The sequence below is a fragment of the Haladaptatus litoreus genome (genome assembly GCF_900156425.1).
In the GTDB taxonomy this organism is placed as follows: Archaea; Halobacteriota; Halobacteria; order Halobacteriales; family Haladaptataceae; genus Haladaptatus; species Haladaptatus litoreus.
On sequence record NZ_FTNO01000001.1, the window covers coordinates 1,524,427 to 1,547,819 of the forward strand.

28 protein-coding genes are annotated in these 23,393 nt (G+C 59.2%); 7 read left to right on the forward strand and 21 right to left on the reverse strand.

The window, feature by feature from the left end:
* Positions 1–256: 256 nt before the first annotated feature.
* From BW974_RS08035 to BW974_RS08045, 3 genes are all read right to left on the reverse strand, one after another.
* Positions 257–562, reverse strand: a complete 306-nt coding sequence (locus BW974_RS08035; RefSeq protein WP_084186211.1) for a DdfA family disk-determining factor — start codon at positions 560–562, stop codon at positions 257–259.
* 87 nt (positions 563–649) lie between these two features.
* Complete coding sequence (locus tag BW974_RS08040; RefSeq protein WP_139328837.1) at positions 650–991, reverse strand: DUF7344 domain-containing protein; 342 nt, start codon at positions 989–991, stop codon at positions 650–652.
* 46 nt (positions 992–1,037) lie between these two features.
* Complete coding sequence (locus BW974_RS08045) at positions 1,038–2,642, reverse strand: bacterio-opsin activator domain-containing protein (RefSeq protein WP_076429570.1); 1,605 nt, start codon at positions 2,640–2,642, stop codon at positions 1,038–1,040.
* Positions 2,643–2,728: 86 nt separating this feature from the next.
* On the opposite strand from BW974_RS08045, the gene BW974_RS08050 reads away from it, so the two are divergent.
* Entirely contained in the window at positions 2,729–3,208 is a 480-nt protein-coding gene (locus tag BW974_RS08050; protein WP_076429572.1) for an acyl-CoA thioesterase, read from the forward strand.
* Positions 3,209–3,222: 14 nt separating this feature from the next.
* Here BW974_RS08050 and BW974_RS08055 read toward each other — a convergent pair whose 3' ends face one another.
* Together BW974_RS08055 and BW974_RS26185 are read right to left on the reverse strand one after the other, a co-directional pair.
* The gene (locus BW974_RS08055; RefSeq protein WP_076429574.1) at positions 3,223–3,723 is read right to left on the reverse strand and encodes an NUDIX domain-containing protein; all 501 of its coding nucleotides are present in this window, start codon (positions 3,721–3,723) and stop codon (positions 3,223–3,225) included.
* 38 nt (positions 3,724–3,761) lie between these two features.
* Positions 3,762–5,495: a DUF4397 domain-containing protein gene (locus BW974_RS26185; RefSeq protein ID WP_076429576.1), complete on the reverse strand. Its 1,734-nt coding sequence runs from the start codon at positions 5,493–5,495 to the stop codon at positions 3,762–3,764.
* 231 nt (positions 5,496–5,726) lie between these two features.
* Between BW974_RS26185 and BW974_RS08065 the strand changes: the two genes are divergently transcribed.
* Positions 5,727–6,191 (forward strand): DUF7992 family protein, encoded by a 465-nt coding sequence (locus BW974_RS08065; protein WP_076429578.1) that lies wholly within the window; start codon positions 5,727–5,729, stop codon positions 6,189–6,191.
* Here the strand turns inward: BW974_RS08065 and BW974_RS08070 are convergent, their stop codons facing one another.
* The gene (locus tag BW974_RS08070; RefSeq protein ID WP_076429580.1) at positions 6,192–6,566 is read right to left on the reverse strand and encodes an FAS1-like dehydratase domain-containing protein; all 375 of its coding nucleotides are present in this window, start codon (positions 6,564–6,566) and stop codon (positions 6,192–6,194) included.
* Positions 6,567–6,706: 140 nt separating this feature from the next.
* On the opposite strand from BW974_RS08070, the gene BW974_RS08075 reads away from it, so the two are divergent.
* The gene (locus BW974_RS08075) at positions 6,707–8,341 is read left to right on the forward strand and encodes a rhomboid family intramembrane serine protease (RefSeq protein ID WP_076429582.1); all 1,635 of its coding nucleotides are present in this window, start codon (positions 6,707–6,709) and stop codon (positions 8,339–8,341) included.
* A 67-nt stretch (positions 8,342–8,408) separates the two neighbouring features.
* Here the strand turns inward: BW974_RS08075 and BW974_RS08080 are convergent, their stop codons facing one another.
* Both BW974_RS08080 and BW974_RS08085 read right to left on the reverse strand, forming a co-directional pair.
* Positions 8,409–9,044 carry an METTL5 family protein gene (locus BW974_RS08080; protein ID WP_076429584.1) on the reverse strand — a complete coding sequence of 212 codons (636 nt, stop codon included), beginning with the start codon at positions 9,042–9,044 and terminating at the stop codon, positions 8,409–8,411.
* Between the two features lie 44 nt (positions 9,045–9,088).
* The gene (locus BW974_RS08085) at positions 9,089–9,487 is read right to left on the reverse strand and encodes a DUF7961 family protein (protein ID WP_076429586.1); all 399 of its coding nucleotides are present in this window, start codon (positions 9,485–9,487) and stop codon (positions 9,089–9,091) included.
* 121 nt (positions 9,488–9,608) lie between these two features.
* Here BW974_RS08085 and BW974_RS08090 point away from each other — a divergent pair, with 121 nt between their 5' ends.
* Positions 9,609–10,550, forward strand: coding sequence for a hypothetical protein (locus tag BW974_RS08090; protein WP_076429588.1), 942 nt, complete (start codon positions 9,609–9,611; stop codon positions 10,548–10,550).
* A 50-nt stretch (positions 10,551–10,600) separates the two neighbouring features.
* Positions 10,601–11,509, forward strand: coding sequence for an esterase/lipase family protein (locus BW974_RS08095; protein ID WP_076429590.1), 909 nt, complete (start codon positions 10,601–10,603; stop codon positions 11,507–11,509).
* Between the two features lie 30 nt (positions 11,510–11,539).
* On the opposite strand, the gene BW974_RS08100 is transcribed toward BW974_RS08095, so the two are convergent.
* The 3 genes from BW974_RS08100 to BW974_RS24600 form a co-directional block, all read right to left on the reverse strand.
* Positions 11,540–12,811, reverse strand: a complete 1,272-nt coding sequence (locus tag BW974_RS08100) for a twin-arginine translocation signal domain-containing protein (RefSeq protein WP_139328838.1) — start codon at positions 12,809–12,811, stop codon at positions 11,540–11,542.
* A 35-nt stretch (positions 12,812–12,846) separates the two neighbouring features.
* Entirely contained in the window at positions 12,847–13,884 is a 1,038-nt protein-coding gene (dph2, locus tag BW974_RS08105) for a diphthamide biosynthesis enzyme Dph2 (protein WP_076429592.1), read from the reverse strand.
* 138 nt (positions 13,885–14,022) lie between these two features.
* Complete coding sequence (locus BW974_RS24600) at positions 14,023–14,280, reverse strand: hypothetical protein (RefSeq protein ID WP_139328839.1); 258 nt, start codon at positions 14,278–14,280, stop codon at positions 14,023–14,025.
* Between the two features lie 364 nt (positions 14,281–14,644).
* Between BW974_RS24600 and BW974_RS08115 the strand changes: the two genes are divergently transcribed.
* Positions 14,645–15,046, forward strand: a complete 402-nt coding sequence (locus BW974_RS08115) for a YlbF/YmcA family competence regulator (RefSeq protein WP_076429596.1) — start codon at positions 14,645–14,647, stop codon at positions 15,044–15,046.
* Positions 15,047–15,119: 73 nt separating this feature from the next.
* Here BW974_RS08115 and BW974_RS08120 read toward each other — a convergent pair whose 3' ends face one another.
* From BW974_RS08120 to BW974_RS08140, 5 genes are all read right to left on the reverse strand, one after another.
* Complete coding sequence (locus BW974_RS08120) at positions 15,120–16,091, reverse strand: Gfo/Idh/MocA family protein (protein ID WP_076429598.1); 972 nt, start codon at positions 16,089–16,091, stop codon at positions 15,120–15,122.
* 72 nt (positions 16,092–16,163) lie between these two features.
* Entirely contained in the window at positions 16,164–16,649 is a 486-nt protein-coding gene (locus BW974_RS08125; RefSeq protein ID WP_076429600.1) for a TspO/MBR family protein, read from the reverse strand.
* Positions 16,650–16,782: 133 nt separating this feature from the next.
* Positions 16,783–17,106 (reverse strand): EthD family reductase, encoded by a 324-nt coding sequence (locus BW974_RS08130; RefSeq protein WP_076429602.1) that lies wholly within the window; start codon positions 17,104–17,106, stop codon positions 16,783–16,785.
* Between the two features lie 65 nt (positions 17,107–17,171).
* Positions 17,172–17,687: a GNAT family N-acetyltransferase gene (locus tag BW974_RS08135; protein ID WP_076429604.1), complete on the reverse strand. Its 516-nt coding sequence runs from the start codon at positions 17,685–17,687 to the stop codon at positions 17,172–17,174.
* 40 nt (positions 17,688–17,727) lie between these two features.
* Entirely contained in the window at positions 17,728–18,198 is a 471-nt protein-coding gene (locus BW974_RS08140) for a YbhB/YbcL family Raf kinase inhibitor-like protein (protein WP_076429606.1), read from the reverse strand.
* A gap of 187 nt (positions 18,199–18,385) precedes the next feature.
* Between BW974_RS08140 and BW974_RS25505 the strand changes: the two genes are divergently transcribed.
* Complete coding sequence (locus BW974_RS25505; RefSeq protein WP_175609645.1) at positions 18,386–18,559, forward strand: HEWD family protein; 174 nt, start codon at positions 18,386–18,388, stop codon at positions 18,557–18,559.
* A gap of 290 nt (positions 18,560–18,849) precedes the next feature.
* On the opposite strand, the gene BW974_RS08145 is transcribed toward BW974_RS25505, so the two are convergent.
* The 5 genes from BW974_RS08145 to glpK form a co-directional block, all read right to left on the reverse strand.
* A complete protein-coding gene (locus BW974_RS08145) occupies positions 18,850–19,530 on the reverse strand; it encodes a phosphoglycolate phosphatase (RefSeq protein WP_076429608.1) in 681 nt (226 codons plus the stop codon).
* A 24-nt stretch (positions 19,531–19,554) separates the two neighbouring features.
* A complete protein-coding gene (locus BW974_RS08150; protein WP_076429610.1) occupies positions 19,555–19,992 on the reverse strand; it encodes an arsenate-mycothiol transferase ArsC in 438 nt (145 codons plus the stop codon).
* A complete protein-coding gene (locus BW974_RS08155; RefSeq protein WP_076430306.1) occupies positions 19,985–20,419 on the reverse strand; it encodes an ArsR/SmtB family transcription factor in 435 nt (144 codons plus the stop codon). Before BW974_RS08155 ends, BW974_RS08150 begins: the two co-directional genes overlap by 8 nt.
* A gap of 96 nt (positions 20,420–20,515) precedes the next feature.
* The gene (locus BW974_RS08160) at positions 20,516–21,628 is read right to left on the reverse strand and encodes a DUF7973 family transport facilitator (protein WP_076429612.1); all 1,113 of its coding nucleotides are present in this window, start codon (positions 21,626–21,628) and stop codon (positions 20,516–20,518) included.
* Position 21,629: 1 nt separating this feature from the next.
* Positions 21,630–23,180, reverse strand: a complete 1,551-nt coding sequence (gene glpK, locus BW974_RS08165) for a glycerol kinase GlpK (protein ID WP_076429614.1) — start codon at positions 23,178–23,180, stop codon at positions 21,630–21,632.
* Between the last annotated feature and the right edge of the window lie 213 nt (positions 23,181–23,393).

The following is a 23,393-nucleotide window of genomic DNA, read 5'->3' on the forward strand; positions in this document are numbered from 1 at the left end:
CGGACATTCGTCCGCAGACACGCGATGGCAAGTCAATCAGTTAATTGGCGGGGCCGAGGGTGACTGCCCTCGGCCCACCTGCGGCCTTGGGGGGCGTGTTCGTAGTCGTGATTTGCAACAACTCTATCACAGACAATTCCATCGCGTAGAAGGTACAATCGAGATTCCCAATCGCCATCTTGGCACAATCCGTTTCCGTATCCGCAGTCGCCACTAACCACGCAACCAACACTCTCGGACGATCAAAATCTCCAAACTACTCCGCAGGACGGACGAGGACGCGGCCGTGGCTTTTCACGACGACTTCGTGTTCCTCGGTGAGGAACGATATCTCGCCAGTGACGGCGCGCTGTTGGCCGTTTCCGCGAGGGCCGAAAATCGATTCGAGGGCATCGACATCGACGGCGTTGTGGAGTGGCGGGAGGTCTTCGGGAGACTGTCCGGTCGCCGACGCGAGTGTTTCGACGATGGTGTAGATGAGTGTCATTTCGCCGCCCCACGAATACTGAGCCGAGGCGACTGGTTCTGGTTCTTCTCGTAGCACGGTTGGGTTCACGCTCATCGGGAGTACTACAGGAGTTCCTATCCAACTATGCGTTCAATAGTTGAGTCTTTAAGTAGGAGTGGGGTTCCATGTGAAAAAATATCACTATCGCTCGTGTTCGATAACGTCGAGCAGTCCGCGAAACTCTCGCGAAACGGTAGCGAGTTCCACGGATTCACGCGCTCGGTTCCAGTGTACCAGCCCGAGTGCATCCAACATAGGCAGATGGACGTGAACGAGCGACATGCGCGCCTGCTCGGTGTCTCCGTCTATCGTGCGTGCGAGTTCGGACAGCGAGATTGGGCCGTCTTTCGTCCGCAGGACGACCAGCGTTTCTCGGCGCATCTGGTCGGAACAAGCTCTAAACAACTTGTTCAGGGAGGACGAAGCGGTCGTTTTGAGCCGTTTCGCGTCAGCGTCGGTTTCAGGGAGTGTGTCGGATGGCACGGTAGAGACCATCCACCCGACGGCATTGAGCGATAGGGCTAAAGGATTAGCCCCGATTGTCGGCGTCGAAAATCGTCGAGAGCAGTTTTTTCTCCGCGAGGCGGAGATGTTTGTGCAGGGTCGGCGGAGCGATGTCGAGCGATTCGGCCAGTTCCTCGCCGGTACTCTCGCGCGGCCAGTCGAAGTAGCCGCTGCGATAAGCCGCAACGAGAACTGTTCGCTGGCGGTCGGTCAATCCCTCGTCCAAGGTGTCCCGGAACTCCGCGCGGGTTTCGACCGGTCGTTCGACGGTTCGTCTGGAAACGAGTTCCGTGGTGTCGAAAACCTCGCCGAGCAAATCGACGATTTGGCGAACGTCTCCCGTTTCCGGCAGGTCGATTTTGACTCGGGCAACGCCCTCCTTCGCGACCGCGGATTTGACGACGCCGCCGTGGTGTGAGAGCGACCGAAGAACCATCGGTTCGCCGTATCGGATTTCGAGCGAGCATTCGTCCTCCCGCGTGCTCAGCACGCGGAGATGCGACACGTCGTCGAACTCCCGACAGAATTCGACGACTCGTTTCGGGTCGCAGTCTTGCACCGAGACGTACAACAACAGCGAATCGTCCGGATGCAGCACCGCGTCTTCTAACTGGACAGTACACTTCTCTTTCGCCGAGAGGGCGGTAATGACGTACTCCTCGTCCGCGAGTCGAAACTCCAGTTCGATGACTCGCTCTCCGACGAGTGCCTGCTGTGTTTTCACCGCGAACAGCGCGTAGCCGACCAGTTCTGCGAGTTCCGAAAGCAGCTCGCACTCGGGTTCGTCGAAGGCATACGGTCTGTCCGAGTAGACCGCAAGTACCCCGTAAACGGTTTCCTCGTGTGCAAGTGGAACCGCCGCAAGCGACTCGAATCCACACTTCGACGCCGGTTCACTCCAGTCGTACTCGCCCCCTTCGATGTCCTGTATCGCCTGTATGTTTCCGGTTTTGACTGCCTTCGCGCCCGGCCCTTCGGAAACGTCGACGTTCGTCTCTCGAAGGTATTCGACGTACTCCTCGTGTTCTCCTGCCCACGTCTGCGGCGTTAGTTCTTCGAACTGCGGGTCGAAACGGACGATGAGTGCGAACAGATACGGTTCCGCATCGGCGAGTTGGTCACACACCGACTGCTCGATTTCGTCGGCGGTTTCGGCCCGAACGACCGCGCGGTCGATACTTCGGATGACGGCATTGATACGGCGTAGTCGTTCCAATTCGGCGTGTTGCGCTTTTAGCTCCGCATTTTTCGACACGTCACGAGCGACGCCGACGATACCAGTGGTTTCGGCGACTGAACCATCCTCCGACCGCACGACCGAAAACCGGAGTTCACAGGGAATGGACTCTCTATCTGCGATGTGAATGGAGACTACTACGGTTCGAATTTCGTCGTCGCCCTTCGACAGCAGGGCTTCGATTTCGGCGTCGAGTCGCGCTGTATCCTCGTCGTCTATCAACAGTGAAAACGGCGACCCGAGGAGTTCGTCGCGGTCGTATCCCGACATCTCGACCATCGCGTCGTTGGCCGACAAAAAATCGCCATCCGCATCGAGTTGATACACCCCGTCTCCGACGGTCGAGACGACGGCGTCGTCGGAGAGCAATCTGTTTCCCACCTCCCGACTCATGCTGATAAATTGGTAGCGAAGATGATAACGCTGACGCGCCGACCGAACCGTGACCAACTAAATAGGCCTGCCGACAATCACCGGACATGGCAGACACCGCGACGCTGATGGACTCGTACACCGAGATGACCGAACTGCTCCTGCCGAACGACACCAACAACCTTGGGCGGGCGCTCGGTGGTGCAGTGCTCCACTGGATGGACATCTGCGGTGCGATTGCGGCGATGCGATTCTGCGGCAATCAGTGCGTGACGGCGTCGATGGACCACGTCGATTTCATCTCGCCCATCGACCTCGGGGAAGTCGCCGTCGTGGAGGCGTTCGTCTTCGACACGGGCCGAACCAGCATCGACGTGAAGGTGAACGTCCGCGCCGAAGACCCGAAAAAAGGCGAAGAGCGCGAGACGACCACTTCCTTTTTCACTTTTGTCGCGCTGGACGAGGGCGGTACGCCGACGCCAGTCCCCGAACTAAACTGCCCAGACGACACGCAGGAGGCGCTCCGCGATTCGGCTCGAACCGAGCGAATCGAGCAACTGCGTGCCGTTGCCGAGCGAATCGACTGACCAAGAATCTGTTTTTACTCTCGAAACGACTCGATTTCCGCGCTGTAGTCGATTTTCATCGCCGGAACGTCGGCGAACCACCGCGCCTCGTAAATCGTTTCGTCTTCCACTCCGAGGTCGTCGCCGATTTCCGTGTCGCTCGCAGTCGCGCCGAACAGGACGAAATCGCCGGCGATTTCGTCCTCGTCAGCGTGGGTGAATCGCTGGCGCTCGACCAGAAGCGGCCGGTCGAGTTCGACCGACACCCCGGTTTCCTCTTCGATTTCCCTGACGACTGCCTCGGCGGGCGTTTCGTTCGTTTCGACCGTTCCACCCGGAATTATCCAGCCACCGCTCCATCCGTTTTCGACCAATAGCACGCGGCCGTCGTCGTCGGTTACAACCGCGCCAACCCACTGGTCGTACCCCGATTCGATGATTTCGACCACTGTGGCGAAGTTCTCCGTGGGGAGGGAAAACGTTCGTTTTCCCTCTCGAACATCGTCCCGGCGTCGAATGTCGGCGAGTCGGCTCACGTCCGCAATTCGTGTCGGAAAACAAAAAGGTGTGCGGTTTAGCTGTCGTTCGAAACGGTGCGCCCGTCGGAATCGTCCTTCGGCACCGTTTCATCCGGAGTTGGCTCCGCCGGACTCGTCACATCCGGTTTTTCCGGCTCTGCCGGACTCGTTATCTTCGGTTCCTCCGGACTCGTCTTTTTCACTGTCGTTTCCTTCGGGGTGGTCTGTTTCACCGTCGTTTCCTTCGGAGTAGTTTCCTTGGCGGTCGTCTCTTTTACTGTCGTTTTCTTCACCGTGGTTTCTTTCGGCGTTGTCTCCTTCAGCGTGGTTTCTTTGGCGGTCGTTTCCTTTGGAGTCGTTTTTGCCACTGTCGTCTCTTTCGGAGTCGTCTCCTTGGCCGTGGTTTCTTTCGGTGTCGTTCGCTTCGCCGTCGTTTCCTTCACGGGTGTCTGTTTCACCGTCGTCTCAGCCGGAGTTGTCTCTTTGACTGTCGTTGGTTTCGGCGTAGTCGTTTTCGTCACTTTCGCCGTGGTTTCTTTGGGGGTCGTCTTCTGCGGTGTAGTCTGTTTTTTAGTGGTTTTCTTCGCAGTCGTCCGCTTCACCGTCGTCTCTTTCGTCGGTGTCTCTTTCACCGTCGTTTCCGCTGTAGTCTTCTCGACAGTGGTTTCGTTCGCTGTCGTGCGTTGCTTCGTCGTCTGCTTCTCGGTCGTCTTTGCTGGCGGAGCGGCTTTCTCGGTCGTTTTCGTCGGCGTCTCCTTCGCAGTCGTCTTGGTTTCCGCCACAGTTGTCTTCGTTTCAGTTGGTGTCGCCTTGGTAGTCGTCGTTTCAGTCGCCTTCTCCGTGGTTTCTGTCTCCTTTGCAGTCGTCTTTTTTACAGGCGTTTTGGTTTCCGCCACAGTCGTTTCGGTTGCCTTCGCAGTCGTCTCCTTTGTCGTTTTCGTCGGTTTGGCTGTGGTCTGCGTCTCCGTGGCCGCCGGTTCCGCAGGGGTTGTCGTTTTGACCGCGGTCGTCGCGGTTTCGGTCGCTGTTGCGGTTTCCGTTGCTGTCGCGGTTTCCGTCGTTTCTCCCGCAAACTCGAAATCCGTGACGAGGATTAATTCGAACGGGTTGTCCTGTCCGGTTTCGGGTGCCTCCGCGGGGTTGATGTAACCCGCCGCGAACGCGGAGTTGGCCGTGTTCTCGTCCAACGTCACGTTGAACGTCGCCACGACTTCGCCGGAATCGTCGGCAGTTGCGGGCCGAACTTCCAGCGTGTACTCACCTGCCGGAACCTCCGCGTATTCCGTGGCGTTGCCGAAGGAGACGTTGTCGAAGAGCGTCGTGTTTGTCTCCGCCACCGTCACGTCGACCGGCGGCGCGTCGGGCGACGCGTGGACGAGTCGCACCGACGCGTTACCGGACCCGGGTGCGGTGAAGTCATCTTCGAGAACCGCGACATCGAACGGGTTCTCGGAATGTTCCGAAATCTCACCGAGCGCGACGGCGGTGTAGTTGGTGTCGGTGTCGAACGTCACGTTCTCAGAGAAAACGACCGTGCTCGGGTCGCCCGCGGCGGTCACCGTGACGTTGTGTTCGCCAGCAGGGAGGCTGGCGTAGTCGGTGACGTTGCCATACGAGAGGTTCGAAATCGCCGTCTCGCCGTCGATGAGTACGTCAACCGGCGGTGCATCCGGCGACATGTGGGCGACGCGAACCTGTGCGTCGCCGTCCGTTTCCTCGTCCGTCGTATCTTGTCCCGCCATCGCCCCCATTCCAGCGACGGCGACACTGACTGCGAGTATTAGCGTCATCAGTACAACTGTAACTGTTCGCGTTGTCTGTGTACCTCTCATTCCTCGCGTATCGTCGGCTACCGTCGGTATAAATGGCTGAGACGGTTCAGCGCGTAACGCACCCCGTCATCCTCGGTAACGCCCGTTTCGGTCGAATTGTCTCCTCGCTCGTCCGTCGCAATCGGTGAGTACCGCGGCGACCTGTCGTCCGTGAGAACCCTTATCCGAACCCCTCCCGTAGCCCGGTTCATGGGACTCGACGTGCAAGCCCCGGACGCGCCGACACTGCGCTCCGAGGCGGACGTGCAGGAATACGACGACGTGTCGGTGCAGGGCGAGACGAACTACCGACGGGAGGAACTGGAGACGTTTCTTTACGAAGGTGCGTGGGAAGAGTCGTTCGACCAGTGGGCCGAACACACCGAGTTGGACGAACGCGAGTTCGAAACCGCGCTCGATTTGAACCTCTTCGACGAGTTCGATTTCTTCTGGGACGACTTCGCAGACCGCGTCGGCTATCACGCGCCGGGGATTCCGGAGGATTGGAAAGAGCGCGAAATCCACCCCGACATCGACTCGTGGAACGCGGTATCGTCCATCAACGCCTCGCTGACCGAACTCGGACAGGTCATCTGTGACGTGCTGGAGGCGGAGTACGTCGATTGGGAGGCCGAGTTCGAAGCGCCCGACGATTTGCCGGACTTCGGCGACTAATTACCGGAAAATAACGCCTTCCGTTTCTCCATCGAGAACGACTTCTCCATCTTCGTTTCGGCAGACGAACGAGGCGACCATCTCGTGGCGTGTTTCGCGCGATTCGAACGACTCCACCGTCGATTCGCACGTTATTTCCTCGCCGACGTACACTGGCCTGTGAAATTCGAACGACATCGACTGAGCGATGTAATCCATGTCGCCGCCGATTTTCGTCGGTAATGTCGCGGTCAGCAGTCCGTGAACCATCGGATTGTCGCCCTCCTCGTGGTGGCTGCCGCGGTCACCCGAGAGGTCTGCAAACTGCGCAACGTCTTCGTTCGTGAACGTCCGGGAGTACGACTTCGTCTCACCTTCCGCCGGTAGCTCTGCCATGTGCGGTGGTTCATGCCGACGGGATTAATTTGTTACCCGAATCGTCGTCATCCAACTCGTTTTCGTTCGACTCGCGTCGCTCGTCTCGCTCACGGAACAGGACGGATTGCTTTATATCGTATTGGTCACACACTCCGCGTATGGTGTCGCCGTTTGGCGGGTGGCCGATTCGGGTCGCAATCTCGCTCGGCCTCCTGCTCTCGATTCTCATCGTCTGGCGATTAGACCGCCCTCGGGGGGCGTGGGGAAGTGCGCTTCGAAAGCGGTTCCTCTTCGGCGTTCCGTGGGGGACGCTGATTTCGGTCATTGGGGTAACCGCCGTCTATCTGTTCGTGCAGGGTGGGTGGAACCACTGGCGAAATCCCGTAACCGTCGCGTTCGCGTCGTGGTCGTATCTCTACCCGAAAGGGATGCTCCTCGGCTCCTTTTCGCACGCCGGGCCGGGCCACCTCATCGGCAACATGACGAGCACGCTCGCCCTCGCACCGCTGGCGGAGTACTTCTTCAGCCACTATCCAACGGAGCAAGGAGAGGAATCCGGGTCGTCGTGGCGGACGAACCCGTGGATTCGGGCGTTCGTACTGTTTCCGCTCGGCGTTGTCGTCATCGCGCTCGGAACGAGTATTTTCGCGTGGGGACCGGTCATCGGCTTTTCCGGCGTTTTGTACGCGTTCATTGGGTTTGCGCTGGTTCAGTATCCACTGGGAACCATCGTGGCGCTGTCCGCGCAGGGACTCATCAACACGCTGTATCTGGCGCTTCGTGAACCGCAAGTAATCGGCGAGGCGACGAGCACGTTCTCGCGCCCGTGGTGGTTCGGTATCGCCGTACAGGGGCACACGCTGGGATTCTTCTTCGGTGCGGTCGCGGGCGTCTACCTGCTCCGACGACGAAACGTGCAGTTGAGTGCCCTGCGGGTGTGGGCCGGGAGTTTCGTCCTCCTAATGTCGCTGTCGCTGTGGGCACTCTGGTGGTACCGCGGCTTGGAAACCTACGTCCTCTTTCGCGGCCTCGGCGTGCTGTTCGTCCTCGCGCTGTCGATACTCGTCGCTGTCGCGGTTCGGACAACTGACCGAGAGTCGTTCGGCCCGAACGTCAGACAGGTCGGAACCGTCCTCCTGCTGATTCCGCTCCTCGTCATGGCGGGTGTGGCAATCCCGGTCAACCTCACGTCCGTGGGTTCGGACGCCGTCAGCGACGGTTCCGGCGTCGAAGTAGACGGGTACACGGTGATGTACGCCGAAAACGTGCCGAACCAGAAGGTGTCCGTCATCGACGTTTCGCTCGGCGGTGAGACGACGCAGGTGAACACGAGCGGCGTTATCGTCGTCAACGAACACCGGGAAATCTGGTCGCGCGAGGTGTCACAGGGGCAACTCGCGCATTCGGGACAGACGACGGTCAGGGTCGGCGGAATCGGGTGGCAAAAGGCGGTTCACGTGAACCGCGAGGGCTGGACAGCGACCGGCGGCGGAACCGCCTACCAAGTCTGGTTGCGGCCCGAAACCGGCCGTTGGCAACACGAGTTCGCTTCGGACTCCGTGACCGCAACGCCCGTCATCGACGGAAAAGAGGTGTCGATAGTTCCGCAAAACGGCCGATTCAGCCTCGAACTGTCGGAGAACAATTCGACGGTCGCGAGTGGGTCGCTTCCGGTTCCGAACTCCTCGGTCACGCTTTCCGGCGTGACCTTCGAGCGAACGGACGACCGACTCGTCGCCGTCGTGGGCGACACTCGCGTCCAAGTGGCGAAAAAAGAACAGTACGGCAGTTAACGCCCCTCGATTCATATCGCCACTTGATTTCTCTCATCACTCGATTCACATCGTCCCTCGATTCCTCTTACCACTCGATTCTGAACACTTCGGCGTCGAGAACTTTTTTCTGCCTGCGCTGAAACGCGAACTGCCGCGAAAGCGGCAGTTCGGCCCGAAATGCGTGTGTCACCTCGCCACCGGCATCCTCGGCGAAGGCTTCTACGAACGACATACTCCCCTCGTTGTGAATCGAGTAGGACACGTCCGCGATGGCCGCGGTCGTTTCCAGAAACGCGCGGTCTGCGTGTTCGTTGCCCGTCTGCGCGCCGAATGGCGGGTTCATCAGCACCGTCCGTGACGGTGCTGATGAACTCGTTTTAGAGATGCAGAACGGCGCGCGCGGTACGTCCCCCACAACCCACTCGACGGGCGTTTCGGGTGCAACGCGATGTTCGTTTTCTCCGGCCTGTTCGATTGCACTGGCGTCTCGGTCGATGCCGAGAACGCGCTCGGGGTCGCGGGTCGCGGCCCCGAGCGCGAGCATCCCAGTGCCGGTACCGAGGTCGAAAATCGTCTTCCCAGCGATATCGTGGTGCACGTCCGCGAGATGAACGAGATGGGCCGCGAGGTCTGCGGGCGTCGGATACTGCTCCAGTTCGACCTGTGGGTCGGCGAAGTCGGAGACTGCGGAAAGCCGACGTTCCAGCGCGCGTTTCCCCATGCGTGGGTAGACGAAATGGGGAGACGTAAGAACGAGGGTTTCGCTTAGGAGTCGAGCGACAGCGGGCCGTCGAGTTCGAGCGTGATGCCTTCGCGGCGCGCACGCTCCTTGAGGGCGGCGAGTGAGGGTCGAACCTTCGATTCGTCTTCGACAGCGTCGAACTCGACGGTGACGGTGCCTGCGCCGAGGAAGGCCGCGCTTCGGACACATTCACGGATTCTATCCGCTTCGTCCTGCGTGGCGAACGAGCAGTCCGCGTCGAAGCAGGCGTCAACCGTCACGCCAGCGGGGACGAGGTCGTTCGCGTCGAGTCCGCGCTGGAGTTCGCGCAGGTCGGTTCGGGCGCTCGGAAGTGCGGACGCATCGAGCGTCACGGGCGTTTTGTCGGTCGGTCGGCAGCATTCAATCGCGGTTTCGACGGTCGTGGGACGAGTTGCGCTCATACAAGCACCATACCTACTGGGAATACAAAAAGGTTTGTGTATGCGTGGTAGTAATCCGATTGGTGAAAAAGGTGTTTCAGTCATCTGAAAGCATTTACCAGGAAGCTACGATTGCCACAGTATGAACCGCCGCACAGTCCTCGCCTCGGTTAGTTCCGTCCTGTTTGCTGGCTGTCTCACCGAATCGTCGCCGGGAGGTTCCGGAACCGATGAGCCAGACACCTCGACGCCGGGGATGACAAAGACCACTCCCGGAACGACCACCACGGGGTCGCCCGACCTCCAAATCCCGGACGAAAATCACTGTCCGCCGTTTGGCGACGACGAAAAACAGGTCATCTGCTACGAGTATGCCGATTCGGAAACGAACCTGCTGATGACGCCATCGAAGGAACAGGCCGAACTGCCGGATGATACCGTTTCGTTCACCCTCTCGAACGAGACGGGGGCGACGTTCACGACGAATTACTATCACTGGATGGTCTGGAAACTCGTCGATAACGAATGGTTCTACATTGCTCCACAGGTGATTCCGGAACCGGCCATGATGCTGGAATCCAGCGGTTCGCATACGTGGAGTCTGACCATCGACAACACGAATCTCGGGAGTTCAATCGAGGGGGCACAGGGAACCGAAGACATCTCACTCGCTGGACTCGGCGGCGGCACCTACGCTTTCGGAATTTCCGGTTGGTTCCAAGGACAGAGTTACGACGAGTCAGTGGGCGTCGCCACCCGGTTCGAACTGGTCGGCAATTCGCTCTCGCTCACGCCGACGGACGACTTGGAAGAAGTCAATCGGGACGGCGACGAGAAACACGTTCGCGTTGGGCAGACGGACACGACTTACCTCGCCACGCGCGTCGAAAATCCGGACGAAGAGCCGATGAGAAAGATTCCCGAACAGGTGATTCGAATCACGCCGATTCGGAATCTGCTCGCGTCGTTCGAAGACGGCGTTTCGCGTGTTCGACTCGACGGGCGCAACACGTATCTCGGCGAGACGCCGCAATATATCGAGTACGAAGGAGTAGCCTACCGAATCGAAACCGCCGGAAATTGACTCGATTTTTCTCCGATACAATTATGTCTGCATGATTGTTAATTACAACCATGGTAGACAATACCACAAGTGATACTGATTCGAACTATCGAGTGAGCCGCCGAACCGTCCTGCGCGGCACGGCAACCGCCGCAGTCGGCCTTGCTGGCGTGGCCGGAACCGCCGCCGGATTCGAGGGCGACGACGGAAACATCGTCGGCCCAGCGGACTTCCCCCGTGCGACGACGCGCGGCCACTTCGACATTCACTGGTGGTACGGCGACCAGTTGACCGACGGCCACACCGCGACGGATTACAGCACGGTCGGCGACATTCCCGGCTACGGAAGCGCGAATCCGGAAGAAGTGATGATTTCGGTTCACGGGTGGTTGGTCGAGCAGGACGCCGCACCCGACCACTTCCAGACGGTGAAAACCTCGCTCCGGAACAACGGCTACGACCATCCCGTCATCGGATTCAGCTACGACTCGGACACGAGTGTCGATAACTGGTGGCCCGCGACCGACATCGCGGAGCGAAACGGGGCGAAACTGGCCAACTTCATCACCGATTACCGCGCCCGAACCGGGGCACGCGTTCGCCTCATCGGGCACTCCCTCGGCGGCCGGGTCGTCCCCGCGACCATCAAAGCGCTCAACTCGTGGGGCTACCGCGACTACATCGAATCGGCAACCCTCCTCGGCGCGGCGACGGACAACGACGATGTCGCAGTAGATGGCGAGTACGGCGACGACTTCGCGAACGTCGTCGGGTCGGTGGACAACTTCTGGAAGAGCGACGACAGCGTGCTGAACTGGGCCTACTCGATTGGCGAGTTCGACTCCGCCGTCGGCGAGGAAGGCTGTGAAGGAACTCCACCCGCAAACTACACCGACCACAACGTGGACTACGTTCCGGACCACTTCTCCTACCACGAATCCGGCGATGGCTGTATGCCGGAAGTCGTCGCGCAGTTCTAAACGAAGCGACGAAAAATGACTTGTACCGATTCACCACCGAGTGAGTTTGGTAGCTGTGCCGTTCGCGTGCTCGGCGTGTGCCCGTCCGAGGAGGTAGCGTCCGTAGGCTTCGGCGCGCGGATACTCCGAAAAGTCGAGTGCGCTGTCTCCGGAGTCGGTTCGATTTTCCGCCGTTTCGAGCAGTTTCCGAGTGAAAAGCCTCTCTTCTGACCCGTCAATCGCGTTTTGAAGTTCGTTTACCGCCGCGCGCTTCGCCCGGAACACGAGTTTCGCGTCGATTCGCTCCGCGTCTTCGGAAACCTCGACACGATTTTCGGCGTGATGCCACGCGAGAAAATGCTGGCGCGCTTCGGCGGTCGCAACTGCAGCAAGAACATCCAATCCCTCCTTTTTGCATCGTTCTGCCTCATTGAGTCGGTTTCGCCCGTAAAACCAGCCGTGGGTATAAATCCGACCTCGAATCTGCCGATAAGCGTTGTCGGGGAGGTCTCCACCTGAATCCTCGTCATCCTGCCCTCGAAGCGTCTCCGCCGCCTTTTTGAGCCATTTCCGATTCCGGGTCAGTTCGCGCTCAAACGATTTCGGATTCTCCAGTCCATTCCGGTACTGCCAGTAAAGTCGCTTTCCGTCCTCGAAATCCCGGCGCGCCGATTCGAGGTTCCAAAGCATTTCTCCGGCCTCCATCGCATCCTCGGGTGGCGAAACGCGACGTGAGAATCCCGCCGCCTGCTGAAGGTGATACTCGACTCGTCCGACGTGAACCAGAAACTCGTGCGGGTCGTCGCACTCGATTTCGATTCGGTTTGTGACGGATTCGACGTTGGAACGGAGTTTCGACGCCTCCGTTTCGTAGTCTTTCTCGGAGTACTCGTCGTTCAAATACTGCGCCGCACCGAGCGTTTCGGCGGCGACACCCGCCGAATACTGGATTTTTTCGAGTGTTCTGGGGTTTCCGGGTTCGGGCGGAATCTCGTTTATTTGGTTCTGCGCTTTCTCAGGGCCTTCTTTCAGGATTCGGCTGTCTGACTCATCCAGAGAAGACGTATCGGCGCGACTCCACGCCCGTTTTGCATCGTCGGCGAGTTGCTTTGCGTGCGATTTCGCGGCCTCGATGTGCGCCGCAGGAATCTCGATTTGCGGCGGGACGCTCGGAATATCTCGGTGCTTGGTCCGTGCTTCAACGACGGGCGCGGGGAGGGTGTTGGTGGCGAACGCGACTGCTCCGAGGCCGAGGCCGGAAACCCCGAGGAACTGCCTGCGGGAGAGAAGGCTGTCGCGTTGGCTGTCTGGAGGGCGAGACATGATAGAAAGAATAGAAGACGACTACAAAAATTTTCCTACCACGTACCGTGGAAGGTGTCGAACTGGAGCGAGTCGAGGGGTTCGTTCCCGACCGCGATTTCGTACTCGCCGGGCGTGAGCATCGGTTTGTGGAACTGCGGCCCGTCGTCGGTCGTGATGCGCGGACAACCCGTGTTGACGAAGGCGTCCATGTTGAAGTTCCGCAGACGGTCGGGTGTCACCTCGTCCATCGTGATGAGGTAGGCATTGTCGTTCTCGTCGATGATGTCCTGTGCGATTTCCCAGCGACCCTGTCCGATTTTGGTGCAGAAGATGACGCCCCACTTTTCGGCGTCCATCGCGCGGTGAACCGCGCCGTAGCGCTGTTTCAGGAATTTTTCCGTATCCGCGACCGTGACGACATTGTTCACGGGGTCTGCGATGACGACGTTCTTGTCGGGGTGTTCCATCGCCAATCCGAGCGGGTGGAACTTTCCGCCGCCGACGTAGAGCACTTGGTCTGCGTCGATGTCTGCGGAGGCGTAGTTACAACCGAGTACCTGCCCCTCGTGGGTCAATCGGTCGTCGCCCTTGCGGGTGTGAACCGTGAATCCGCGGTCTTCCAGCCACTCTTTCATCTCCTCGAATCGGTTCATGTGCTGGGCGGTCGTAACCAGTCCCACGTCGCCGACTTCGAGTTCGTCCAACGACTCTTCCATAATCGGGAAGACATCGACGTTGGAGAACAGCGGGACGTAGATGACCTTGTCCGTGTTCTTCATCGGCGAGTGGCCGAAGTGGACGAACACGTCGGTTCGCTTCATCAGGTAGGTGTCCAAATCGCAGGCTCCGTAGCAGGGCTGACCCGAAAGTAGAATCGTCACGTCGTCGGGCAGCAGTTCGCGCAGGTCGTCGGCCACGCTCGGCCCTCTGCGTTTGAGTCCCTCGGGGAACTGCAAACCGACTTTTTCGGCGTCGCGTTCCTCGACCGCCTCGATGATTCGGTCGAGTTCGTAATCCCATTCCCGGTCGTGTTTGAGGGACATTCCGGTTTTTCGCAAGTCCCCCTCGCTGTACTCACTCTCTTGGCTCATTGGAGATGCTTTGTTGGTGAGTACGTTTAAGCACGGTGTTCCCGGTTTTCGCTGGTCAGGGTTCGTTGAAGGCTTCGGAAACACGAAAACGGAGTGCTGGATTCAGAGAATGTATACAGGACCGAGATCGGGTTGATCCTACTGACTGCTTTTCTTGGTTCGGAACAGATACTCGCTCCCGCCAAAGATGGCGTAGAGAATGAGAGCGATTGGGGAAAGGTAAGCTGCGTAGAGGGCGAGACCGAAAGTCGTCTGGAATGAGAGTATACCCTGTACGGCACCGACGATGAGCCATCCGAGAATCACGACCACAAGGAGCACGAGCGGTGCAATCAGGTCAAATCGGAGGAAGATGGCGATGGGGAGTCCAACGAAGGCGATAACGAGAACAATCATGCCCAGAAAATATCCAATAGTGTCAACAGTTATATGAGTGAGGAACTCACTGACGCTCCATCCTGCGATGAGTAAGCCGGCACCGAAATACAGACAGACTACGGCAAGACCAACGAGAGTGCCGACGAGCGCTGCAGCGGCAGTAGAGGTATGACTTCGTGATAAGAGGAAGATCATACTTTACACTACATTGAGAGTGGTGATAAAGGTCAGCGTCGATTGGGACGGTGATGAGAACGTTGCTGACTACACGCCTTCTATTCAGCACGACCATTGAAACCTATCAAAATCCGAAGTTTCGACAGAACCACCAGCAACTACCACATTCGGCAAGCCTAAACCGTTCCAGTTCGAATCAGTATCCATGAGCGTAGACACGAAAGCCGACGTGAGCGACGACGAAACCAGTGTCGAGGAGATGGCGACCGAACTCGGCGAGGCAATCGCGGACACGCCGGAATACCGGAAATTCGAGGAGACGAAAGCCGAAGTCGAAGCCAACGAGGAGGCACAGGAGAAAATCAAGAAGTTCGAACGTCTCCGACAGGAGTTCATGCTCGCGCGCCAGACCGGCGAGGCGACCCAAGAGGACGTGACGAAGGTACAGGAAGCTCAAGAAGACCTTCACTCGCTTCCCGTGATGTCGGACTACCTCGCGGCACAGGACGAACTCTCGTCCCGATTGGAAGACCTGAACCGCGCGATTTCCGCCCCGATCGCGGTCGATTTCGGTCAGCAGGCTGGCGGTTGCTGTCAGGACGAGTAAGTCGGAATAATCCCCGGAGTGAGCATTCGGAGAATGCTCACTCCGGATTCTCTACTCATTCCGAACTCGCTACCTATTCCGGCATCTTGACCCACTCGCCGATTTCCTCGCTTTTTCGAAGGCCATCTACTACGGCGAGCGTCCGCGCCGCCTCGCGGGCGTCGGTTCGCGGGCGCTGGCCCGTTTCCGCGTATTCCACGAATCGCTCCAGTTCGAGGGCGTAGGGGTCTGCCGAGTCGAACGATTCCGTCACCTGCCGTCCCGGCAGTCGGAGTTCGAACTCGCTCGGGTCGGTGCCGACCGAAAACGCCCGGTCTGCGTGCAGTCGTCCGTCGGTTCCTTCGACCCGGCAGTACTGGGCGTCTTGCAGTCGGAACGAACAGTCAATCTGTGCGGTTCGACCGCCGGAGAACGCAAGGATGCCCGATACCTGCGTTTCGACACCTGTTTCCTCGGGGTCGGCGACCCGAGCGACGACGCGCTCCGGGTCGCCCAGAAACAGTCGCGCGACTTCGATGGCGTAGACACCCACGTCGAGGAGACAGCCACCGCCGAGGTCGGGATCGAATCGCGTTCCGGCGGGCCAGCGACGGAGCGACGAATGAAATCCAGCATCGACGGAGCGAATCTCGCCGAGTTCGTTCGCGGCCTCCACCATTCGCTCGGTTCGGGGATAGTATCGGAACATCATCGCCTCCATCAGCGTGACGCCTTGCTGGTCGCAGTAGTCGCCCATTTCGCGCGCTTCCTCGGCATCAACAGCCAGCGGTTTTTCACAGAGGACGTGCAGGCCGTGGTCTGCGGCGCGTTTCGTCCACTCTGCGTGGAGCGCGTTCGGAAGCGGAAGATAAACGGCGTCAACGTCGGATTCGAGCAGTTCCTCATATGACCCGAACGCCTGCGGTATTCCATGGTCTGTGGCGAAGCTATTCGCACGTTCCTCGCTTCGGGACGCGATTGCCGTCACTTCGTGGTCGGTCTTCGCAACCGCGGGAACGAACGAATGATGTGCGATTCCTGCCGTTCCCAGCACCCCCAAATTCATGAATCAGGTAACACCGCGGGCGTGCAAAAGTGTGGGTGTGCGTGAGGCCGGTCGATTCGGTTTGAATCTCCCTCAGTTCAGTCGCCACAGTTCGTAGTTCAGCACGGTTGCGAACCCGACCCAGAGCGCGTAGGGGACGAGCAGGAGGGTTGCCCGGCGGTCAACACGCCAAAAAGCCACCATCGTCGCACCGATTGCGACCAATAGGGCGACGATGACCGCGAGTCCGCCCGCTGGCCAGCGCATGCCGAAGAAGACCAGCGTCCACGCCGCGTTGAGGACGAGTTGCACGGCGAAGATGGCGAGTGCGACCCTGTCCCCCTGCCGCCAGACGAGGTACAGCGCGATACCCATCAGGAGGTAGAGCGTCGTCCAAACCGGCCCGAACACCCAACTCGGCGGCGTGAAGGCGGGTTTTTGGAGCGTCGTGTACCACGTTGCGACATCGTTTGCCGTGAGAATCGACGGGACAATCCCCGCAAGTTGGCAGACGACGATACAGACGAGGAGAGCAGGGAGATTGCGCCACGAGAACGAAGACCGGCGGACTGTTTCCATAGACCAGTTACGGCGCGAAAAACCGTTTTCCTTTCGGCTGTTTCGTTAGGTGACTCGAATCGACTGGAGTCGCCGATTCGAGCCAGCGGGTCGAATCAACGATTCGAATCCGGTATTTGAATTGAGTAACGGATTATTCGATGTCGTCAACCTGCACTGTCTCGTCGAGAATGAGTGTCGGCCCCGCGTCCGTATCGATGAACTCCGCGGCATCGGCCATCACTTTCTCGCCCTGTTCGGAACCGAAGGCGGCTTTCATGTCGTCGGTGGAGTCGAAGTACAGTTCGAGGACACCGTCGTAGCCCGCCTTTTCCGGGTCTTTCGAGACGGAGGTGACGTACTTGCGCAGGCCGGGGAGTTCCTTGGCTATTTCTGAGTGTTCGTTGAGCCAGTAGTCTTCGAACTCCTCGTGGGTCATGCCCTCTTTGCGAACCAGCAAATCGACCATCTTTATCATAGCATCTGAATCGGTGTTCCGGGCCGACTTTGTTGTATCGACTATGCGTGGCTGTTTTTCCCGGTTTACTCTCGAAACGGCGTGGGATAGGTCAGCGTGCCAGCAACGTCCGCGAGTGAATCCGCCGCGAGGCCACACACCAGAAATCCTTCGTCGGGCATATCGAATGGATTTTCGAATCCAGCATCAATGGCAGGCGTGAACCCGAATCGTTCGTAGTAGTCGGAGTCACCATGGAGAAAGACGAGTTCGTAACCTGACTCTCGTGCTGTTTGGAGGCCGACACGAACGAGTTCACTCCCCACTCCTGAACGCTGGTGCTCGGGAGAAACTGCCAGCGGAGCAAGCACGAGCGCATCCTTTTCAGGATAGTCGTCCAAAACGAATTTCGAGAACATGACATGTCCAGCGGCATCGCCATCGAGGTGTGCAACGAGAGATAGATTTGGGCGGTAGGCGTGAGATTCGCGGAGTGCTTCGACAAGGTTGGCTTCGTCTTCCCGACCGAACACTGCTCTGACGACATTCCGTATTTTGGAGGTTTCCGTGTTCTCTTCCGCACCCACGCTGATTTTGGGCATTGCTTTCCGACAGTTATCGTGGCCTGAAGACGGTTCCGAGTTATCCTCGGCTGAACTCCCCCGTGAACCGAGTTTGCTCAAACAGAATCCCACCCGTGGCGTCCAACAGGGCCTCCTTCGTCGCACCCGCCCCGAGTCGCGGTTCCCGTTCGAGCAAATACAGCGTAAATCGGTAGGTGTGCGGCCCGTCGCCCACCGGTGGACACGGCCCGAGGTAGCCGAGTTCCCCGGCGTCGTTTTCTCCCTGCTTCGCCCCGTCGAGGTCGGCGACGATTTCCATCCCCGGGACGCCCCGCGGAATCCGCGTCGTGTCGGGCGGAATATCCCAGATGACCCAATGGGTGAACGTCCCGCTCGGTGCGTCCGGGTCGTCCACGATAATCGCGAGCGAGTTCACTTCGTCCGGTACCGACTCGATTTCGAGCGGCGGCGAGACGTTCTGTCCCTCGCAGGTGAACTCCCGTGGAATTCGGTTTCCCTCCTCGAACGCTGGTGTGGTGAAATTTGTCATCGTGTTTCCTCTCCGTGTTTGCGCTCTTGCCCTCTGTGCTCTCCGAACCACCGACACAACAGCACCAGTCCCACCCATCGCCCGGAGAAACGCGCGTCTCCTGAGCATCCCGATTACCATTCGACGCGCGCGGTAAAATGCCCTGTTGCCGTTCGCTTAAGTCCCCCCGCGTCCTCATCTCGTCTCGATGGCGGAACTCAACCGGCCTGACCGACGCCGATGCACGCGGTGCGGGCGCGAAGACGAGTGGAACGAGTCGAACCACAACTGGACGATTGCCGGGGACGAGGGGCGTCCCTTCTGTCTCCACGAGTGGAACATCAACGGAACGCACAATCCCATCGTGAAACCAGAAGGATGACTCTAAGCCGTTCCGGTTCAGTGAGTGACCGACAGACTGGCCCATGGGTGCTCGCACTCGGTGTTTTGGCTGTTGGGGCAATTGCGCTGGCGCGGGAACTGCGCCGGAATCAAAATGAAACGTAATCGGTGAGCGAAACAGTCTAGAGAGGTGTTACTCAAAACTGATGCGTTTGCATCTCTGCACGGTGAAATCGGTGCGGTAGCGATATGATCGGAGTCGGAAGCCCCTATCGACACGACAAAATCGTCCGAATTATCGTCGTTGCTCTTTCCAGCCGTTTTCCCGACTCACCCGTCAAATCCGCGCTGAAGCTCCTCAAGCACGGAAATCGTGCCTTCCGAATACGACTCATCGACCACGGTTCCGGCGGCCCGTTTCGCTTTCTCGTCGGCGTTCGCCACCGCATAGCTCTCGCGAACGACGCCGAACGTCGAAACGTCGTTTTCCGAATCGCCGATGGCGACGAACTCCTTCGGGTCGCGGCCGAGGAGTTGGGCGACTGCTTTCAACCCTTGCCCCTTGCTCACGCCGGAGGATTTGACGTGATACGCAAATCCGGTGTCCACGACTTCCAAGCCGTGTTCGCTGGCGAGTTCGGACAGCGGGCCGAGTGGTTGGTCGCGCTGTACAGCGATTTCTGTTTCGCGCCAGCGATTCGTCAGGTCGCTTTCGCCCCAACCGAGTTCGTAGCCGTCGGCGACGTACTCCTCGGCGACGTGGAAGGCGGCCTCGCCGTCGCCGTTGCGCGTGATTTCGTCATCGACGAGGACGATGCCGCCGTTTTCGGCGATGACGTGTTGTGGAATCTGGAGAAAATGACAGAGCGCGACGGGGTAGGGGAATGCTTTCCCGGTGGCGACCACGATAGGGGCTTCCCAGTCGGGAAGCAGGTCGAAAAATCGCGGGTCGATGGAGTCGTCTGGCCGGGTCATCGTGCCGTCGATGTCGAGGACGAGCGGCGGAACCATGCCGGAACTTCGCTCGTCTAACACTTAGACCCGCCGTTCTGATTCAATTTCGTCGAACAAATCTCGAACACGGCCACGGATTTCGTCCCGAATCCTCCGGGTTTCCTCGACGTTTGCCCCGTGCGGGTCGTCCAAATTCCAGTCGCGCACCTCCACTTTGCCTTCGGCCTCGCTCACGTCCAGCGTCGAACAGCCCATGGTCGCGACGTAATCGCACGAAACCAGTTCGTCTGTTGTGATTTTGCGCGGGTTTCGTCCCGAAATGTCGATGCCGACTTCACCCATCGCAGAGACGACGACATCGTGAACCTCGTCTGCGGGGTGGGTGCCGCCCATCAGGATTTTCACGTCGAGCGTTCGTTCGTCGGTTTCTTGCTCGGCGAATGCGGTCGCCATCTGGCTTCGCCCGGCGTTCTGCACGCAGACGAAGGCGATTCGGATGGGGTCATGGGATTCACTCATCGGCAACCCCTCCGTCCATCTTCTCGTCATCCATATCCAAAGCAGAAAGCAGTCGTTCCGCGCGGTCGGTCGTTCCGTAGTATCGCCATCTTCCCTCTTTTCGTCGGGTGACGAGTCCCGCGTCTGTGAGGTCGGAGAGTGCGTGACTCAGTGCGCTCTCGCTCACGTCGAACAGCGGCGCGAGTTCACAGACACAGAGGTCATCCTCCGCAATCGAAAGCAAGCGAACGATTCGATACCGGGTGTCGTTCGCTAGTGCCGAAAGCACGCGAACGTGGTTTTCGGTGTTTGTGTCGGAATCGGTAGGACGAAAGGCAGTTTCACGAAGTGAAAGCAGTTCGTCCCGTCGTCGTTCTACGTCCGAATCGCAACAGCCACCGAGTTCGTCGGTCAGCAGTCGGCGCAGTCTCTCGTCGGTTTGGGTCATCATTGAATGATTGAACAACTGTTCATATGATTGTTTCGCTGGTGCTGTTTTCTCACCGTAACGACCGAAAAAGAAATTTCGTGTTCGTCTATCTCTTCAGATTCCGAGCGTCGTCACCCACGAACTCTGTGGGAAGACGCCGACGATTGCTAGCACCGCAATGAGGAGCGTCCCGAAGACGATTGCGGCGGCGGGCGGGTCGATGTGGGTATCGGCGTGCGCGTAGAAAATGCGCTGGAACAGTTCACCGAACAGGCCGCTGACCGCGCCGAAAACGGCGCCGACGGCGAGCGCGGTGACCATCGACACCGACGCGATGTCTCCCCCGACGGGAGCGAGCGCGAGGGCCGCGGTGCTGGCGGGCAGACTCATGTGGTGCGTGACCGGAATCTTCTCGACGCCGCAGTTCAGGAAGACGAGGCTCGCCGCGCTGATACCGAACGCGAGGAACGGACTGCCCGTCTCGTAGGCGATGTAGGCCGCGAGGATGCCGACGACGACGCCCAGCGTTGCGACGTTCACCCATTTGTACTGGTGGGGCAACCACGGTTCGACGAGGAATCGACCCTGCGCGACTCCGCCGTCGGTGGCTTCGCCGCCATCTGCGGTCCCCCCGCCATCTACGGCCGTCTCGCCGAGAACTCGTCGCTCTTCGGATTCGAACGGTTTCATGTTCAGCAGGCCGCGCTTTGCACCGCCGACGATGCTGTAACCGAAGACGAGTCGGTGGGCAACTGCCGAGAGGACGACACCCATCGCGATGGGGTCGTAGGGCATAGCGAACGCGACGGACAGTTCGGTGAACCAGTAGCCCAAAACTCCGAACAGACCGCCGACCGCGAGCACGTCGGGTTTGGTTCCCTGCGCGAACGCGATGTTTTTCGCCTCGTGGAAGTCGAAACCGGTGTCCATGTAACCCCGTTTCGCGGCGTAGGCCGCGGCGGCGGCCCCGCCAGCGAAACTGATTGCCGGGGAGAATACCGGGCCGAAGGCGATGGAACCTGTAATGCCGACGGCCCCGAGTTCGGACGCGGACACGCCACCCGCTTCGGCGACGGCCTCGCTCGCGAGATTCGCGGACTCGCCCGCGATGACCATGAACCCGGTGAAGATGAACGCCGGGAGCGCGCCGACCGCCGCGCCGAAGGCACCGCCCGCGAACGCGGCGATTATCATCTCGATGGCGAACAGGGCTGATAAATCCGCCATATCAGTCACTTCCTTCCTGCGCCCAGTCGAGCGAGCGCGAAACGGCGTCCTGCCAGCGGCCGTACTTTTCGTCGGCTTCGGTGCCGTTCAGTTCCATCGACGTCTCGAACTCCCGGTCTACCTGCCAGTTGTTCCTGAGTTCGTCCACGGTTTCCCAGTAGCCAACCGCGAGTCCAGCGGCGTAGGCCGACCCGAGTGCCGTCGTCTCGTCCACAACCGGGCGAACGATGTCGGTTCCGAGAATGTCGGCCTGTAACTGACAGAGGAAGTTGTTCTTGACTGCACCGCCGTCCACGCGCAGGGATTCGACTTCGATGCCGCTGTCTGCTTCCATCGCTTCGGCCACGTCGCGCGTCTGGAACGCGATACTTTCGAGGGTTGCCCGAACGACGTGTTCTTTTCTGGTTCCGCGGGTCATCCCTACGAGCGTCCCGCGAGCGCGCTGGTTCCAGTGTGGTGCGCCGAGTCCGGTGAACGCGGGCACCATGAAGACGCCGTCCGTCGAATCGACGCTTCGCGCGAGGGTTTCCGTCTCGATTGCGTCCTCGATTAAATCCATATCCACGAGCCATTCGATTGCCGCACCCGTGACGAAAATCGAACCTTCCAGCGCGTACTGCACCGGTTCGCCCGACCGCTGGAAACCGACGGTCGTGAGCAGGCCGTGTTCGCTCGTCACCGCCTCTTCGCCCGTGTTGAGCAGGAAGAAACTGCCCGTCCCGTAGGTGTTTTTCGCGTCTCCCGCGTCGAAGCAGGTCTGCCCGAACAGGGCGGCCTGCTGGTCGCCGAGCGCGCCCGCGACGGGCACTTCCGCGCCGAGGAACCCTTCGGCGTCGGTCGAACCGTAGGTGTCGTCGTCGCTGGAGGGCCGAACCTCCGGCAGCATCTCTTTGGGAACGCTGAACTCGGCACACAACTCGTCGTCCCAGTCCATCTCGTGAATGTCGAACAGCATCGTCCGCGAGGCGTTCGTCACGTCCGTGATGTGGTTACCCGTCAAATTGTGGATGAGCCACGTGTCAATGGTGCCGAACAGGATTTCGCCGGTTTCGGCTCGGTCGCGCAAGTCCGCGGGTCGCGCGCGCTGGGTTTTGATGGGGTCGGCGTTGTCGAGCAACCATTCGGCTTTCGTCGCCGAGAAGTAGGCGTCCGGTTCGAGGCCCGTCTTGGCGCGAACATCCTCCGTTTTGCCATCCTCCTCCAACCGCTCGATTCGGTCGGTGGTTCGCCGGTCTTGCCAGACGATTGCGTTGTGCACCGGTTTGCCGGTGTCCGCATCCCACAACAGCGTCGTCTCGCGCTGGTTGGTGACGCCGATGGCCGCGAGTTGCTCGGCCTCGATGCCCGCCTCCGCGAGCGCGGACTGGATGACCGACTGCGTGTTCTCCCAGATTTCGAGCGGGTCGTGTTCGACCCATCCCGGCTCGGGATAAATCTGCTCGTGTTTTTCGTAGGCGTTGGCCACGACCGCCCCGCCGTGGTCGAACACCATGAATCGAGTCCCGGTTGTCCCTTGGTCAATTGAACCGACGTAGGTTTCGCTCGGTGCCATGCTCACAATGTGACGTACTCCCAAATAAAATATGGTTGTGAATAACTTATGTTAAAATGGTTTTGAATTTCTTGGTTTTTGTCTCTGTCTCTGTGCAATTCACAGATGTTTGTCGGTAACTGTTCGAAATAACGACGAACTAAGAAATTATTGAAATTTATCTACTGAAATGAAAGATGTGGTATCGTGGAGAGAAGACGACAGAGAAATCCA

Excerpts from the sequence above, each read along its gene's own strand:
- glpK (WP_076429614.1), bottom strand. The coding sequence starts at position 23,180 with ATGGCACCGAGCGAAACCTACGTCGGTTCAATTGACCAAGGGACAACC.
- BW974_RS08065 (WP_076429578.1), top strand. The coding sequence starts at position 5,727 with ATGGGACTCGACGTGCAAGCCCCGGACGCGCCGACACTGCGCTCCGAG.
- BW974_RS08130 (WP_076429602.1), bottom strand. The coding sequence starts at position 17,106 with ATGATAAAGATGGTCGATTTGCTGGTTCGCAAAGAGGGCATGACCCAC.
- BW974_RS26185 (WP_076429576.1), bottom strand. The coding sequence starts at position 5,495 with ATGACGCTAATACTCGCAGTCAGTGTCGCCGTCGCTGGAATGGGGGCG.
- BW974_RS08120 (WP_076429598.1), bottom strand. The coding sequence starts at position 16,091 with ATGAATTTGGGGGTGCTGGGAACGGCAGGAATCGCACATCATTCGTTC.
- BW974_RS08140 (WP_076429606.1), bottom strand. The coding sequence starts at position 18,198 with ATGACAAATTTCACCACACCAGCGTTCGAGGAGGGAAACCGAATTCCA.
- BW974_RS08135 (WP_076429604.1), bottom strand. The coding sequence starts at position 17,687 with ATGCCCAAAATCAGCGTGGGTGCGGAAGAGAACACGGAAACCTCCAAA.
- BW974_RS08075 (WP_076429582.1), top strand. The coding sequence starts at position 6,707 with ATGGTGTCGCCGTTTGGCGGGTGGCCGATTCGGGTCGCAATCTCGCTC.
- BW974_RS08115 (WP_076429596.1), top strand. The coding sequence starts at position 14,645 with ATGAGCGTAGACACGAAAGCCGACGTGAGCGACGACGAAACCAGTGTC.
- dph2 (WP_076429592.1), bottom strand. The coding sequence starts at position 13,884 with ATGAGCCAAGAGAGTGAGTACAGCGAGGGGGACTTGCGAAAAACCGGA.
- BW974_RS08155 (WP_076430306.1), bottom strand. The coding sequence starts at position 20,419 with ATGACCCAAACCGACGAGAGACTGCGCCGACTGCTGACCGACGAACTC.
- BW974_RS08045 (WP_076429570.1), bottom strand. The coding sequence starts at position 2,642 with ATGAGTCGGGAGGTGGGAAACAGATTGCTCTCCGACGACGCCGTCGTC.
- BW974_RS08090 (WP_076429588.1), top strand. The coding sequence starts at position 9,609 with ATGAACCGCCGCACAGTCCTCGCCTCGGTTAGTTCCGTCCTGTTTGCT.
- BW974_RS24600 (WP_139328839.1), bottom strand. The coding sequence starts at position 14,280 with ATGATTGTTCTCGTTATCGCCTTCGTTGGACTCCCCATCGCCATCTTC.
- BW974_RS08070 (WP_076429580.1), bottom strand. The coding sequence starts at position 6,566 with ATGGCAGAGCTACCGGCGGAAGGTGAGACGAAGTCGTACTCCCGGACG.
- BW974_RS08125 (WP_076429600.1), bottom strand. The coding sequence starts at position 16,649 with ATGGAAACAGTCCGCCGGTCTTCGTTCTCGTGGCGCAATCTCCCTGCT.
- BW974_RS08080 (WP_076429584.1), bottom strand. The coding sequence starts at position 9,044 with ATGGGGAAACGCGCGCTGGAACGTCGGCTTTCCGCAGTCTCCGACTTC.
- BW974_RS08035 (WP_084186211.1), bottom strand. The coding sequence starts at position 562 with ATGAGCGTGAACCCAACCGTGCTACGAGAAGAACCAGAACCAGTCGCC.
- BW974_RS25505 (WP_175609645.1), top strand. The coding sequence starts at position 18,386 with ATGGCGGAACTCAACCGGCCTGACCGACGCCGATGCACGCGGTGCGGG.
- BW974_RS08095 (WP_076429590.1), top strand. The coding sequence starts at position 10,601 with ATGGTAGACAATACCACAAGTGATACTGATTCGAACTATCGAGTGAGC.
- BW974_RS08100 (WP_139328838.1), bottom strand. The coding sequence starts at position 12,811 with ATGTCTCGCCCTCCAGACAGCCAACGCGACAGCCTTCTCTCCCGCAGG.
- BW974_RS08160 (WP_076429612.1), bottom strand. The coding sequence starts at position 21,628 with ATGGCGGATTTATCAGCCCTGTTCGCCATCGAGATGATAATCGCCGCG.
- BW974_RS08145 (WP_076429608.1), bottom strand. The coding sequence starts at position 19,530 with ATGGTTCCGCCGCTCGTCCTCGACATCGACGGCACGATGACCCGGCCA.
- BW974_RS08150 (WP_076429610.1), bottom strand. The coding sequence starts at position 19,992 with ATGAGTGAATCCCATGACCCCATCCGAATCGCCTTCGTCTGCGTGCAG.
- BW974_RS08085 (WP_076429586.1), bottom strand. The coding sequence starts at position 9,487 with ATGAGCGCAACTCGTCCCACGACCGTCGAAACCGCGATTGAATGCTGC.
- BW974_RS08050 (WP_076429572.1), top strand. The coding sequence starts at position 2,729 with ATGGCAGACACCGCGACGCTGATGGACTCGTACACCGAGATGACCGAA.